12 protein-coding genes are annotated in these 14,566 nt (G+C 45.3%); 11 read left to right on the top strand and 1 reads right to left on the bottom strand.

Translation table 11 applies throughout. From position 1 onward, the window contains the following. Positions 1-316: 316 nt before the first annotated feature. From E0E36_RS15680 to E0E36_RS15640, 9 genes are all read left to right on the top strand, one after another. Positions 317-787 carry a (2Fe-2S)-binding protein gene (locus E0E36_RS15680; RefSeq protein ID WP_130856735.1) on the top strand — a complete coding sequence of 157 codons (471 nt, stop codon included), beginning with the start codon at positions 317-319 and terminating at the stop codon, positions 785-787. Between the two features lie 13 nt (positions 788-800). Further along, entirely contained in the window at positions 801-1,424 is a 624-nt protein-coding gene (locus E0E36_RS15675; RefSeq protein ID WP_130856734.1) for a cytochrome c family protein, read from the top strand. 28 nt (positions 1,425-1,452) lie between these two features. Beyond that, positions 1,453-3,663 (top strand): xanthine dehydrogenase family protein molybdopterin-binding subunit, encoded by a 2,211-nt coding sequence (locus E0E36_RS15670; protein ID WP_130856733.1) that lies wholly within the window; start codon positions 1,453-1,455, stop codon positions 3,661-3,663. Positions 3,664-3,836: 173 nt separating this feature from the next. Further along, entirely contained in the window at positions 3,837-4,232 is a 396-nt protein-coding gene (locus tag E0E36_RS15665; RefSeq protein WP_130856732.1) for a hypothetical protein, read from the top strand. Positions 4,233-4,347: 115 nt separating this feature from the next. Beyond that, positions 4,348-4,914, top strand: coding sequence for a TlpA family protein disulfide reductase (locus E0E36_RS15660; protein ID WP_130856731.1), 567 nt, complete (start codon positions 4,348-4,350; stop codon positions 4,912-4,914). Between the two features lie 29 nt (positions 4,915-4,943). Then, a complete protein-coding gene (locus tag E0E36_RS15655; RefSeq protein ID WP_130856730.1) occupies positions 4,944-5,570 on the top strand; it encodes a TlpA family protein disulfide reductase in 627 nt (208 codons plus the stop codon). Between the two features lie 212 nt (positions 5,571-5,782). Further along, positions 5,783-8,860, top strand: coding sequence for a SusC/RagA family TonB-linked outer membrane protein (locus tag E0E36_RS15650; RefSeq protein ID WP_130856729.1), 3,078 nt, complete (start codon positions 5,783-5,785; stop codon positions 8,858-8,860). A 34-nt stretch (positions 8,861-8,894) separates the two neighbouring features. Beyond that, positions 8,895-10,403 (top strand): RagB/SusD family nutrient uptake outer membrane protein, encoded by a 1,509-nt coding sequence (locus E0E36_RS15645; protein ID WP_242627241.1) that lies wholly within the window; start codon positions 8,895-8,897, stop codon positions 10,401-10,403. A gap of 50 nt (positions 10,404-10,453) precedes the next feature. Then, the gene (locus E0E36_RS15640; protein ID WP_130856727.1) at positions 10,454-11,869 is read left to right on the top strand and encodes an arylsulfatase; all 1,416 of its coding nucleotides are present in this window, start codon (positions 10,454-10,456) and stop codon (positions 11,867-11,869) included. A gap of 109 nt (positions 11,870-11,978) precedes the next feature. On the opposite strand, the gene E0E36_RS15635 is transcribed toward E0E36_RS15640, so the two are convergent. After that, positions 11,979-12,215, bottom strand: coding sequence for a hypothetical protein (locus E0E36_RS15635; RefSeq protein ID WP_130856726.1), 237 nt, complete (start codon positions 12,213-12,215; stop codon positions 11,979-11,981). Positions 12,216-12,406: 191 nt separating this feature from the next. Between E0E36_RS15635 and E0E36_RS15630 the strand changes: the two genes are divergently transcribed. Together E0E36_RS15630 and E0E36_RS15625 are read left to right on the top strand one after the other, a co-directional pair. Then, positions 12,407-13,309, top strand: coding sequence for a helix-turn-helix domain-containing protein (locus E0E36_RS15630; protein WP_130856725.1), 903 nt, complete (start codon positions 12,407-12,409; stop codon positions 13,307-13,309). A gap of 64 nt (positions 13,310-13,373) precedes the next feature. Beyond that, a complete protein-coding gene (locus E0E36_RS15625) occupies positions 13,374-14,222 on the top strand; it encodes an oxidoreductase (protein WP_130856724.1) in 849 nt (282 codons plus the stop codon). The last annotated feature ends 344 nt before the right edge of the window (positions 14,223-14,566 follow it).

The following is a 14,566-nucleotide window of genomic DNA, read 5'->3' as shown; positions in this document are numbered from 1 at the left end:
AGTCCCTTAGCTCCTTCACATTTCTTTATGCGAAGATTATAAGTAAATCAAACAGGATTTAACATTGACTTTATATCATATCCATACATTTGTGTCAAGTGACCATTAACGAAAGGAGTGTTCTTAAGCACCCTAATCAACTGATCTAATGCATAGTTTAGCGGATAACGCGCTGTTTCAAAAACCTTTCAACTACTTAACCACTCAACTACTCCACTTAACTAGTTGTTTGAATATCTTAAGAAAATGTTTGATAATCATTAGCCCAAATCCGGTAATAAGATTAACTTTGATAGTAGGATGACAAATTTAGCCAATGATTTCATTTACAGTCAACAACAAAACGTATCAGCTTGATCTGGACCCCAACATGCCCTTGCTTTGGGCCTTACGGGATGTCGTCGGGCTCACCGGCACCAAATATGGCTGCGGTGTCGCACAATGTGGCGCCTGCGTCGTACATCTTGATGGAGAGGCGGTCCGATCCTGCATAACTAAATTAAGCAGGGTTGCGGGTAAACATGTTACTACCATTGAGGGTCTGTCGGAAAAAAACGACCATCCTTTGCAGCAAGCCTGGGCCGCAGTGGACGTACCACAATGCGGTTACTGTCACTCCGGCCAGATTATGTCGGCCGCCGTATTACTGCGAGAAAAACCCAATCCAAGTGATGAAGATATCGACAATGCCATGGCGGGCAATATATGCCGGTGTGGCACGTATCTGCGCATACGTAAAGCTATACATCTCGCCGCCGAACTACAGCAGAAAACATCAGAACGATAATTAAGGAAGACCTATGGCAAAAAAGCTCAAATTGATTATTTACGCCGTAATGATTGCTGCACTCGGGTTCTCTCTTTATACCGGTACAGAGAACACTTACGCACGCGATACCGGTAGACCGATTAGCAAAAGGAAGTTGGCCGATGACAGTGTTCGATCAGTCAGAGCGTTTAACAAAGTATATGCCGTGCTGATGAGCCCCCGATGTGTAAACTGCCATCCCGCCGGCGATGTGCCCCTACAAGGCGACGACAGCCATTTGCATACCATGTTGCCAGAAAGAGGGGCAGATGGCAAAGGTCTCTTCGCGATGAAGTGTGCAAACTGCCACCAACCTGAAAATACACCTGGACCGCACACGCCTCCCGGAAATCCCAACTGGCACCTTCCTCCGGCAGACATGAAAATGGTTTTTCAGGGTAAAACAGCCCATGAACTTGCAAAGCAGTTGTTAGATCCTCAACAAAACGGCCATAAAAACAAGCAACAACTGATTGAACATGCTGACGACGACTTGGTACTTGCCGGATGGAATATGGGAGAAGGGCGCACCAAACCACCGTTGAGCCATGCGGAATTCAAAAAGGCCTGGATTGAGTGGTTGGAAACAGGAGCTTATGCGCCACCCGCAAATTAATAATACAAGGTAAGAAAGCATCGCACATATGAAGGATTCACTTAAGCGAAATAGCCAATATTCACAAGAAGAGGCCACGCGTCTTTCACGGAAAAATTTTTTAAAAGCCGCTGGCCTGGGTTCAGCAGCATTGGCGCTGGGCTTTTATTTTCCCGCTGGCGCCCACATCGTAAATATACTTGCAGGAGAAACAGCAGCGGATAACGAAGCCCCTTTAGTATCATTAAATGCATGGATACATATCGATACAAACGGTCAAGTAACCTTGTTTGACCACCGCGCCGAAATGGGCCAGGGTTCCTATCATTCGGTTCCTCAAATTATCGCCGAAGAGTTGGAAGTAGATCTAAAAGATATTCAGGTATCCTTTGCTCCGGGCAATCGGAACGAATATGGAGGACAGATTACCGGTGGCAGTTCAACTATTCGCGGAAGCTATAAAAAACTGCTCAAGCTAAGCGCTACTGCCCGCATGATGCTCGTACAGGCGGCCGCCAATCAATGGAAGGTAGATGTATCGACCTGTTACGCAGCATCCGGTCACGTTATCCATAAGCCTTCCGGAAAGAAGCTCCATTATGGGCAATTGGTTGTTGCTGCATCAAAACTTCAGCCGCCTAAGGAAGTTCCGTTAAAGCCCGTTTCCGAATACAAGCTGATACGGAAAGCGAGCCGTCGGATCGATACACCATTAAAGACCAATGGCAGTGCCGTTTTCGGACTTGATAAGCGTATTCCCGATATGTTGTTCGCTACGGTGGAGCGCAATCCCCGCATGCGCGGCACTGTCCGATCTTTCGACGATTCGGACACGATGAAAGTAAAAGGGGTAACGAAGGTCTTCAAAGTAAGGATGAAAGTTTTTAACACCTGGCGCGAAGGGGTCGCTGTCGTAGCCGATTCAACTTGGGCGGCAATGCAAGGCAAAAAGGCCTTAAAAGTTGAATGGGATGATAGCAATTTTGAACATATAAGCACCCCTGAAATCTATAGGCGACAAAAAGAACTACTTTCCGGTCAAGAAGGCTTGATCTTTCAAACGCAAGGCAATCCATCGGAAGTCATTACCGCCGCCAGCACCGACGCCAAGTTAGACGTGTTATACGAAACACCTTACCAATCGCACTACGCGATGGAGCCGGTGAACTGTATCGCTCATTGGAAAGGCGATACGGTAGAAATTTGGGGGCCGATACAAGCCCCCGAAATGGTTCAGGACGCGATTGCCCAAGAGTTCAGTATTCCATGGCAAAACGTGAAGGTCAATATGACTTTTCTAGGCGGAGGCTTCGGACGTAAAGCCTTTATGGACTACCCTTTTGAGGCTGCCGCGATATCAAAAGAACTCGGAAAACCCGTACAGGTTGTCTGGACCCGCGAAGATGATGCAACCCAGGGCCCCTATCGCCCCGGCATATCCTATCGATGTGAAGGGGTTGTAAAGGCAGGTAAAATTGAGGCGATGAAAGTCCGTCTCTGTGGACAAAATATTGGCCATTTCAGTAGTAACGACCGGTCAAAGCCTAACGGAAGCGCCAGTGAGGGTTTCCTTAAGCCCTATACACAGTCGATCCCGCATCTTAGCATCGCTGATGTCACCTTTGAGCTTCCCATACCGGTTCTATGGTGGCGTTCGGTATACGCATCCACCAATGGATTTGCTTACGAAAGCTTTATTGACGAGTTAGCAGTTGCCGCCGGTACCGATCCGCTTGAGTTTCGTCGACAGCATTTGCCGGATGAACGCGTTCATAAACTAATCGATAAACTGGAAGCGGTTTCCGGATGGAAATCGCGGGGTACTAACAAAGGGTATGGCGTGGCGATTACAGAATGTTTTAATTCAACGGTAGGCCAGGTAGTAAAAGTTTCTCGCATTCCGGAGGGAGGAATTAAAATAGATAAAGTATGGGCCGTAATCGATTGTGGCTGGTATGTAAACCCCGATATTATCCACGCTCAGGTTGAAGGCAGCGTTGCCATGGGGCTAGGTGCTGCAGCTTTGCATGAAGTCACTTTTACCGACGGACTGGTTGACCAGAAAAATTTCTACGACTATAATATGCCCCGCATTGCGGATATGCCGCCGGTTGAGGTACACATCATCGACAATGCCGAGGATGCGGGCGGCGTGGGAGAACCGGGACTACCACCTTTCGCTCCCGCGCTGGCTAATGCCGTGTACGACTTGAGTGGGAAGAGAATTAGGCGGCTGCCTTTCAGCCTTGCATCCGTGTAATATACATTATTCAGTTGTCAATGAATATAAGAAAGCCGATCGGATTTCACTGATCGGCTTTCTTATAAATTGCTACTTTAAGCCATGAACTTCGTGATGCTATCTGTTAAAAAGTCTAAAAAGGACAGGCATGTCTTGTCGTGTTCATTAAAATAGCTTAAATTGCACAATAAATGATCCGCACGTTATCAAATAGGATAAAAACATATTACCCATACGGTCTCGTATTTGTAACCATGCTTTTAACGCTACTGACGTCCTGTCCAATTAAAAGTGGCATCAAAAGTCTTGCAGGTATTCCGATAAACGTTGAACAAGGCCATGCTAAAAGCGGTGTCGTAGGGAACATTCTTGGACAATGTATGAGTGGGTCAACAACAGATTCGGTCATCACCAAATCGATGTCTCACCATACCAACCAATTACTTCCCAGCGTCATTTTTATCGCGGCGTTTTTACTTCTACTCGGTTTCCGGATTTATAAAGGTCAATCTAATCTGTTTTATAGGAAACTAAAAGTTCCTAATATTGTTCCTCTCTTTCTTCAATACCGAAAACTCGTCATTTAATACCACTTCCCTTTCTCTTTTTTCTATTAGCTGCAAGGCATCAATAGACAACAACTTTATTCATTTTAGATCATCAGCACTTTACAAGAAGTAATAATTATTTAAATAAGCGGTCATGAAGACACAATTTATAAATCCGGCAATCCGCACAGGCGCGTTGGTTATGGTAACGATTTTTATAATGGCCTGTGGGAACAACGCAACACATGAAGAAAAAAATCCTACGAAAGGACATAGCGAAACACAAGCTTCAAGCATGAGCCAAACGGCAGATCTGATATTTCAGGATCAACAAGGTAAAACCGTATCATTAAGTTCACTAAAAGGCAAAGTGGTATTCATTAATTTTTGGGCAACCTGGTGCCCTCCCTGTATACAGGAAATGCCCTCCATTAATAAATTAAAGCAGTCTTTTAATGGTAATGACCATATTGTATTCCTGATGGTAGACGTCGATGCGAATATCAAAAAATCGACCGGCTTTATGGAAAAAAATCAGTACGACTTACCGGTGTATGTTCCCGCCAGTGAAATACCACCAAGTTTTTTGGGAGATGCCATTCCAACAACGGTAATACTAGACAAAAAGGGGAATCTAATTGCCCGCATGGAAGGTGGTCGGGATTATGCAGATCCTCAAATGGTAACAGCCTTGAATGCGTTGATTAAAAGTGATGAATAAGCATTAACAAAAGTAAATAGAAACGAACTATGTTTAATAATAAGGAGATTTCAACGGAAAAATCGTCAGCAAATAAGTTTTGGCAATTTGTCCGAAAAAATGCGTTTTCTATCCTAATGGGAATTATTGCGTTGACCATGCTGATCAGTCCCGGAGCAAAATCGATGGTGCTTCGGCAGCTTATGCTTACCGGATTGTTTAATGCCTCGATAGACCAAAAGAGTTTCGATGCCACAGATCAATCGATTGTTGATTTTGACTTTGAAGACGACAAAGGGCGTATTCAAAACACCTCCTCACTACGAGGCAAAGTGGTATTTATTAATTTTTGGGCTTCCTGGTGCCCGCCATGCAGGGCAGAATTTCCATCGATAGAAAAGCTCTATGCAAATTTCAAAGAGCATCCCGCTATTTTCTTTTTGACGATTAATGAAGATAAAGATTTAGCTACAGCATACACTTATTTAAAGAGAGAAAAGTACTCCATACCCATCTATAGGGCAAAAGGCAATGTTCCGGCCTCTATTTACGCCGGAACGTTGCCTACAACTGTCGTACTGGATAAGAATGGGAAAATAAGATTTCATCATACCGGTTTTGCCAACTATGCATCCGATAAATTCAATAAGCAGCTGGAAGAATTGATTCAGGAATAAGCGTTGAACGAGGGAAGTATGCGGTCTTGATAATATATTACTATGATGCCGACACCAAGTTGGGGTGCGGCATATTTTTATTTTTAAATAACTACTAAATCTATATAGTTTGTGTATTATATATTTTATTCTATTTTTGCTACGACTTTTTACAGTCTGGCAGCAGGGAAAAAGACCTGTATTGTTTACTTGAACTTAACCATATCGAAAAAATGATTTTACTTGTTAGAACAAGGCCCAAAAGCCTTATTCCTTTATTCTTGCTGTTCATAGGAAGCTATGTCACACTTCGCGCACAGCAAACCAAACCCCTTATCAACTCAACCCTCAGCGGTAAAGTACAGGACGCCCATACGGGCGAAGCCGTCGCAGGGGCTACCCTTACCCTGGAAGGCACCACGCACCGGGCAACATCCGATGGAAACGGACGATTTAACTTCGTAACCGGCCAAAAATTTCCCTACACGTTAATTGCCAGCTATGTAGGTTATAAGACCGTCAAGCTCGTAGTGAATAGCAGTGACATCGTTGTTCAATTAGAGCCTGATTTAAATGAACTCGAAGACGTTGTGGTGGTCGGCTACGGCACCCAAAAGAAAAGTACGCTTACCGGCGCGGTGGCTACCGTAGATTCGAAATTCCTTTCCAACAGACCGATCACTAATTCTACACAGGCCCTTCAGGGAGCTAACGGCGTTTATGTTAATCAGAATAAGGGACGTCCCGGAGCGGAAGGAAACACCATTCGTATACGAGGCGTCGGTACATTGAATAATAACAATCCCTTGGTGCTGGTGGATGGAATTGAATACCCACTAAGTGAAGTGAACCCGAACGATATCGAAAGCATATCGGTATTGAAAGATGCCGCCTCCGCCGCCATCTACGGTAACCGAGCGGCAAATGGCGTGATCCTCGTAAAAACAAAAACCGGACAAAAAGGCCAGTTCCAAGTAGACTATAACATTTACGTCGGTTCCCAGCGGGCAACCTTTAAACCGGATGTTGTTTCCAACGCCATTCAGTACATGGAAGGTAAAAATCGTGCACTGACCAACGAAGGAAAACCGGCAGAGTATGGGACGGAACTGTTAGATGAATACCGCAACGGAACTGATCCCTTTATATATCCCAATACGAACTGGTTCGACGTTATGTACAGAAATGCCCCCATCCAAGAACATAATCTCCGATTATCCGGTGGTGGCGAAAAAACTACCTTCTCGCTATCTTTCGGTTATTTGAATCAAGATGGTGTGCTTATCGCAACTGATGCCAAGAAGTATACTTTGAACAGCAATGTACAATCTGATCTCAATTCCTGGTTAAAAATAGGCGCTAATCTGGCCGGTACTTTCTGGAACGATCGCGAGAGCGCCTATACCGCCGACGAAGGCAATGGAGAAGGAGGCATCATGGGGCTCCTATACAGAGGTTTGCCCATGCAAGTTCCCTACGCGCAGGATGGAAGCTATGCCGATCAGTGGGTACGCGTCCCGGGCCATAATTTTTTCCGGAACCCGTTAGCCCTCTCTTATGAAGGTTTTCGCAGAAATCATCGATACCGTACACTAGCCAACGTTTTTGCAGAAGTTAAACTTCCGCTTAATTTAACTTATAAAATTACCGCCGCTGCCAATATCTTTTTCGGCAGAGAGAAATATGCCTATCCGCAGATTTCATTGACCAACCCCAAAACGGGAGTTGTCACCCCCATGGGTAACATTCCGGCGCGCGGCGTGAAACAGATTGCAACGGAAGGCGTAAACCTGACCAACTTCCATACGTTGAATTTTACCCGTCAGTTTGGTGATCACTCCGTCAATGCTTTAGCGGGATTCAGCATGGAGCGTTTTGACGACAGCGATTTTGACGCTTATAACCAAGGTTACCTGGGCAATGAATTGAACGAGCTGGATGCCGGAAGTACTGCACCTGCGGTGGGCGGCACTTCATCGCAATCGCGCCTACAGTCGTATTTCGGGCGGATAAACTATAGTTTTCGCGACAAATATATATTCGAAGCGAATGTGCGCTATGACGGATCGTCCCGCTTTGCCAACGGTAAACGCTGGGGCCTATTTCCATCTTTCTCCGGCGCTTGGAGACTGAACAGAGAAAACTTTTTAGCAGAAGCAAGCTGGATCGATAACCTGAAGCTCCGCGCATCTTGGGGCCAACTCGGCAATCAGAACATACCACTCTACAGTTATGTCAACGCCATTAGCTTAGGAAACAATTACAGCTTTAACAACAATGTGGTACCCGGAACCGCCATTATCCAACTTGCCGATCCCTCTATCTCCTGGGAGAAAACCACCATGACCAATATTGGTGTCGATTTTGATATTTTACAAGGAAAATTGGCCTTCCAACTAGATTTGTTCGATAAAACGACCAGTGAAATCCTAAGACAGGTAAATGTTCCTGCACAGGTAGGCAATTTAACGGGTCCTTTCCGTAATATCGGAAAAGTGTCCAACAAAGGTATCGAAGTCTCTTTAGCGTATCAGGACGCTATCGGCGATTTTCGCTATCGAGTGGGTGGAAACCTAGCCTACTTAAAAAATGAAGTATTGGATGTAAAAGGTAACATCTATTACGATGGTGTTACCATCATAAGAAAAGGCGATCCGATAAGTGCCTTTTACGGATTACAGTCGGCCGGTATTTTTCAGAACGAGGCCGAAATTGAACAACATGCCTTTCAGGCCGCCAACACCCGACCCGGTGATATCCGCTATGTCGACCAAAACCAAGACGGTATCGTCGATAATAACGACCGCATAGTGATCGGCAATAGCATTCCTAAATATACCTACGGTTTCACCTTGAGCGGCTCCTACAAAAACGTAGATCTTGATTTATTCTTTCAGGGAGTAGCGGATGTAGACACCTATGCCAACGGCAATCTAGCCTTCCCTTATCGGAACGGGGCAGGTGTAACAAACGAATGGTTGACCGACTCGTGGACGCCCGAAAATCCCGGGGCGCGGCTACCTATCCTTACCACCTCTTCCGGTTACCCGCAAAATTTTCTAACCTCTGATTTCTGGATCAAAGATGCCAGCTACTTGCGACTTAAGAATATTCAACTTGCTTACAGTTTACCCGGCGCTTGGCTGGAACGTCTACATATCCGAAGGTTCAAGGTTTTCGTAAACGCTCAGAACTATTTAACCTTTACGGACTTTAAATTAGGCGATCCAGAGCGGAACCTGACGCGAGCCAATATGATCGATTACCCTAACTATAAATCCATTACCGCAGGGGTAAATTTAACCCTCTAATGTTGTCCTCACCATGAATAGATTTTATATAAGAATGAAAACATTTAGCAAATATTTCATAATAGGAAGCCTACTTTTGTGCTTTGGTAGCTGCTCCTCTTTTCTTGATGTGGAGCCTACCGACCGATATACTGATGATAATTACTGGGAAACCGAAGAGCGCGTGGTTGCCAGCCTGAACGGTGTATACGCATCGTTGCTGCATAATGGTTTATATGGTGGTACAACACCTCTTTATTTTGAAAACCTGTCGCCTAACGCCTACCGCTATCAGGGCGATTACAATTTGGTAGCACAAGGGCAGCACAATGCCAATACGGCGCTATTTTATACCGTTTGGCAAGGAGCTTATCAAGGTATCGGGCGAGCCAATAACCTATTGGCTAATATCGGCAAGGTTGAAATGGATGAAAGCAGGCGTAAACGTTATACTGCTGAGGCGAAATTCCTACGGGCCGTATTTTACTTTCCTTTATGGAATCTTTTCGGAGGGGCGCCGCTTATTTTGGATGCAACCAATGATGCCACCCAATCGAATTTACCCAGAAACACAGCCGAGGAAATTTATACACAGCTATTGCGTGATCTGAATGAAGCCATTCCCGATCTACCCGCAAGCTATGGTGCCAACGAAAAAGGAAGGGCTACCAGTGGTGCCGCCCTGGCATTCAAAGCACGCATACTGCTTTACGCGAGGCAGTGGGAAGAGGCAGCCAAGACCGCCAAAGAAGTAATTGACGCCAACAACTATCAACTATTTCCGGACTATCGCGGATTGTTTTACCTGGAAAATGAAGGAAATGAAGAAGTCATATTTGATGTACAGTTTAAGTTTCCTGAATTTACGCACGGATTTGATATCAACCTGGATCAGTATAATAACATCGGGCCCTTACCTAATCTGGTTAATGACTATTACGATCGCGAAGGAAAAAACATCGGTCAGTCAAACCTATATGATCCGGCCAAGCCTTACGAAAATAGAGACCCGCGCTTACAGGCAACGGTAATTGTTAAGGGCAGTTTATTCAAGGGAGCGGTGGTGACCGAGGGACAATATCCGCGAACAGGATATGGGCAGAAAAAATATACGGTATTTAAAGACGACATACCAGCTGCGACAATTCCGGATGGGCAATCCGAATTAAACTATATCCTGCTACGTTATGCAGATGTCTTGCTGATGTACGCGGAGGCACAAAATGAAGCTTACGGCCCAGATCAATCCGTTTACAATGCCTTACAGCAAATAAGGTCCCGTATAGGGATGCCCGGATTATCCACCAGTTTATCGCAGGACGAATTACGACGAGAAATACGTCATGAACGACGCATTGAATTGGCAGGAGAAGGGCTCTATTATTACGATATAAGACGCTGGGGCATTGCACAAGAAGTTCTTAATGGCGATATTTACAACGACAAGGGGCAACGCATCGATACCAGACGGTTTGATCCGCAACGGGATAATCTTTGGCCTATTCCGGCCATCGCCATACAGGAGAATCCGGCATTGGCACAAAACCCCGGTTATGGAAATTAAGCAATGGCCGCTAACAACCATGGATACATCACAACAACAATTATAATCTAATGAAGAAGTTTTTGCTATTACCCTTACTAATGACACTATGCCTGCTATTTAATGCGAAAGCGCAGGAAAAAAAACCAAATATTATTTTTATTCTAGCGGATGATCTTGGTTATGGAGATGTGGGCTTCAATGGCCAACGGCTGATCAACACACCGAATCTGGACCGACTGGCAAAAGAGGGAATTCGCTTCAATCAGTTTTATGCCGGCACCGCTGTATGTGCGCCTTCCAGATCCGCGCTGATGAGCGGGCAACATACCGGTCACACCTTTATCCGTGGCAACCTCGGGGTAGAGCCTGAAGGACAATACCCTATTCCTGATTCGGTAGAGACGATCGCGGAGACGCTGAAAAAGGCGGGTTACCAAACCGGCGCCTTCGGTAAATGGGGCCTCGGCCCAGTCGGTTCCGAAGGCGATCCGAACAAGCAGGGCTTCGACCGCTTTTACGGTTACAACTGCCAGTCGTTAGCGCACCGTTATTATCCCACCCATCTGTGGGACAATAGCGAGAAAGTAGTCTTAACCGAAAATGGCGATCTGGAATACCATAAGCAATATGCACCCGATCTGATACAAGAGCAGGCACTTGGCTTTATCGAGGAGCATAAGGACCGGCCCTTTTTCCTTTTTCTTCCCTATATCCTCCCCCATGCCGAGCTCTTGGTACCGGACGATAGCATTTTTCAGTATTACAAAGGTAAATTTGAGGAAAAGCCTTTCAAAGGCTTCGACTATGGCAAGGGTGCGAAATCCGGCGGCTACGCTTCTCAACAGTATCCGCATGCTACCTTTGCAGCAATGGTGGCCCGGTTGGACTTATATGTCGGCCAGATAGAGGAAAAATTACGCAGTTTAGGATTGGATGAAAATACATTGATCATTTTCACCAGTGATAATGGCCCGCACAAAGAAGGCGGAGCAGATCCTACCTTCTTTCAAAGTTCCGGAGGGCTTCGTGGAATAAAACGCGACTTGTATGAAGGCGGAATACGTGTGCCCTTTGTCGCCAAGTGGCCAAAGGCAATCCGTGTGGGGCAACAGAGCGAGTTCATTGGCGCATTCTGGGACATTTTCCCTACGTTCGCCGAACTAGGCGGCGCAGCAACTGCCGCATCTACCGATGGTATCTCATTCGTAAATACGCTAAAGGGACAAGGAACACAAAAGCAGCATGAATATCTATACTGGGAATTTCATGAACAAGGCAGTAAACAGGCCGTACGTTACGGCAAATGGAAAGGTGTCCGCTTAAATGTAAAGGCAGATGGTGGCGCACCGATTGAGCTGTACGATCTATCAGTCGACAGAGCCGAGAAGAATAACATCGCTTTCCAACATCCTGAAATTGTTAAAAAAATTGCCGGATTCATGCAAGAAGCACACACAGATAATCCCATTTTCCCGTGGGAATAAAAGAATAGATATATCTCCACTCCCTTTGTTTCGACCCTAAAATTTGGTTAAAACTGAAGGAGGTGGAGGTTCTTAACTTATCACTGAATCCTGTCCCGTTATCCCTTGGTCACGGACCATCAGGATGTTCCCTTGCCTTGATAAGCGTTTGCAAACGCGCAATGGCAGGCTTTCGCCATTCAACGGGCATATCCCCTTCAATATAGTCGAAGTTTTCGTCAATGTAAAGCACCTTTCCATCACAGGTGATTCTATAATAGTTGAAAGACTGGTTCTCCGTCAAATCAAAATCAAAACGTCTTTCTTCAAGTGGTGTAATCGCTACCGGTATTTCTTCGTATTCCATTTCCTACATTTTTTACAACATCCGTAAAAACCCGATCCTTAAAAGAACAACTTCATGGATCTGGTAAATTATGTAATTAACAAAACCTCAGAAAGATAGTTGCGACTGTTTTTATTTTGTAAATAAGTGAGAAAACAGCGCGCGCAATAAAGTTGAAACCAAGAAATACGATAAAATCTGTATTTTTGTATATGCCAGCTATCCAAAGTCTAGAAGCATTTTATGCCCGCAAATTCGACAAAAACCCTTCGCTATCCGCGAATGGTGTGGAAGCTTTTAACGTTTTCCGCTTAACGGACAGTAGAAATAGCAGTACAGCGGCCTCGCCCTATGCTCGGTACGACTTTTACAAGATTATGCTTATTAACGGGCAACACCGCTGTCATTATGCCGATAAAAGCATCGCCTTTGCCGGCAGCACACTCCTTTTTTTCAACCCGGCTGTCCCCTATCGCTTTGAGCGTTTAGATAAACAGTCCACCGGATTCTTTTGCGTTTTTAAAGAATCATTTTACACGGAAAGTTTTCGAAAGGGAATCCACGATTTGCCAATGTTCACACCTGGCGGAAAACCCGTATATGCTTTAAACGAAACGCGGGAATTAGAAGTAGCTACCCTATTTGAGAAAATGCTGAACGAGATGCATTCGGATTATCGCTTTAAGTACGACCTGCTGCGTAATTATGTATCCGAACTGCTTCATTGCGCTATGAAAATGGAACCGCATGAACAGCTATACCACCATCCGGACACCAATGCGAGAATCACTTCCATATTTATGGCTTTACTGGAACGCCAGTTTCCGATCGATTTACCCGGTCAGCCCATTCAAATGCGATCGCCAAGTGATTTCGCTGACAAGCTAGGCGTACACGTAAACCATCTCAACCGTGCGGTTCGACTAACAACCGGAAAAACAACCACCGCTCACATCGCCGAGCGCATGGCAGCCGAAGCCACGGCATTATTGAAACATACCAACTGGAATATCTCCGAGATCAGTTATAGCCTCGGTTTCGCCCATCCGTCCTATTTTACCTCTTTCTTTAAGAAACAAACTAAAGTTACACCTACTTCCATCCGACTTGTTTGAATTTCAATAGCATCCGTTTGATTCACCCAAACAGCTACGCTTGTGTCCGTTATACCTTTGCCATATGAATACAAACAATATGGAAAATAAGAAAGTATGGTTTATTACAGGGGCCTCTAAAGGCCTCGGACTCGCTTTAGCGAAACAATTATTACAGATTGGCCACCAAGTGGTTGCAACTTCCCGAAACAGCACAAGCTTGATTAATGCGATAAATTTTAAAGGCGAAGCCTTTCTTCCACTTCAGGTAGATCTGAGCAGTGATCAAGATGTAGCCGCAGCCATCCGGCAGGCTCATCAAACCTTCGGCCAAATAGACGTAGTTGTGAATAATGCCGGCTATGGTATTGGCGGTAGTATCGAAGAATTAACGGACAAGGAAACGCGTGACAGTTTTGATATTAATGTATTCGGAACGATTAATGTCATTCGTCATGCACTGCCCATCCTACGCGCACAAGCTTCAGGGCATATCATCAATATTTCCTCTATTGCAGGTATTGCACCGGCTATTGGCTGGTCGGTTTATGGCGCAGCAAAACATGCCATAATCGGTTTAAGTGAAGTATTGGCCGATGAAGTTAAAGAGCTAGGCATCAAGGTAACGGTTATTGCACCGGGAGCCTTCCGTACCAATTTCCTGCAAACCGATTCGCTTGTGTTGTCAGAAAGAAAAATCGATGCTTACGCTAACATCAGAGCTTCACATGAACGCTATACCCAGATGAACGGTCATCAGGCCGGCGATCCTGAAAAGGCGGCAAAGGCGATGATCGAGCTCGCTGAAATGCCCGAACCGCCTGTATACTTACTGCTGGGCAGCGATGCTTATGCACGTGCCTTTAGTAAGCTAGAGCTCCTAGCCTCCAGCTATAAACAATGGGAAGCTCTGACCAAATCGACTGATTATTAAGTTTACAACAAGCTGGCGATAAGCTATAAGCGTTAGGCACCTCATAGCTTATCGCTCATAGCTCCTGCCTGTCGGCAGGCAAGCATCATTTCTCTTGGCTATTAACAATCAGCGGCGTAGTACTACTGCAACTGCCACTATTCATCACTCCGAATTCATAATTCTTCGCTTAAAACCTCGTCACATCGACTTATTATCCACCGTCCACTTCAATCACCGTTAGCTCCGCGAAACATTTCGGAAAGCCGCTGGTTAATAAAGTAGCCGACGGCTTTTTTGTTATGACCCGCGACGAAGCATTCGCGCTTCGAATACAAATCAATAATCGGATTATGTGTGCTTTT

This window comes from Olivibacter jilunii (assembly GCF_900607235.1).
Lineage (GTDB): Bacteria > Bacteroidota > Bacteroidia > Sphingobacteriales > Sphingobacteriaceae > Olivibacter > Olivibacter oleidegradans.
This window is presented reverse-complemented; position numbering and strand designations above follow the sequence as displayed.

Bases quoted from the DNA above. Each gene is read 5' to 3' on its own strand.
- E0E36_RS15675 (WP_130856734.1), top strand. From the start codon at position 801: ATGGCAAAAAAGCTCAAATTGATTATTTACGCCGTAATGATTGCTGCA.
- E0E36_RS15670 (WP_130856733.1), top strand. From the start codon at position 1,453: ATGAAGGATTCACTTAAGCGAAATAGCCAATATTCACAAGAAGAGGCC.
- E0E36_RS15635 (WP_130856726.1), bottom strand. From the start codon at position 12,215: ATGGAATACGAAGAAATACCGGTAGCGATTACACCACTTGAAGAAAGA.
- E0E36_RS15630 (WP_130856725.1), top strand. From the start codon at position 12,407: ATGCCAGCTATCCAAAGTCTAGAAGCATTTTATGCCCGCAAATTCGAC.
- E0E36_RS15660 (WP_130856731.1), top strand. From the start codon at position 4,348: ATGAAGACACAATTTATAAATCCGGCAATCCGCACAGGCGCGTTGGTT.
- E0E36_RS15640 (WP_130856727.1), top strand. From the start codon at position 10,454: ATGAAGAAGTTTTTGCTATTACCCTTACTAATGACACTATGCCTGCTA.
- E0E36_RS15650 (WP_130856729.1), top strand. From the start codon at position 5,783: ATGATTTTACTTGTTAGAACAAGGCCCAAAAGCCTTATTCCTTTATTC.
- E0E36_RS15645 (WP_242627241.1), top strand. From the start codon at position 8,895: ATGAAAACATTTAGCAAATATTTCATAATAGGAAGCCTACTTTTGTGC.
- E0E36_RS15625 (WP_130856724.1), top strand. From the start codon at position 13,374: ATGAATACAAACAATATGGAAAATAAGAAAGTATGGTTTATTACAGGG.
- E0E36_RS15680 (WP_130856735.1), top strand. From the start codon at position 317: ATGATTTCATTTACAGTCAACAACAAAACGTATCAGCTTGATCTGGAC.
- E0E36_RS15665 (WP_130856732.1), top strand. From the start codon at position 3,837: ATGATCCGCACGTTATCAAATAGGATAAAAACATATTACCCATACGGT.
- E0E36_RS15655 (WP_130856730.1), top strand. From the start codon at position 4,944: ATGTTTAATAATAAGGAGATTTCAACGGAAAAATCGTCAGCAAATAAG.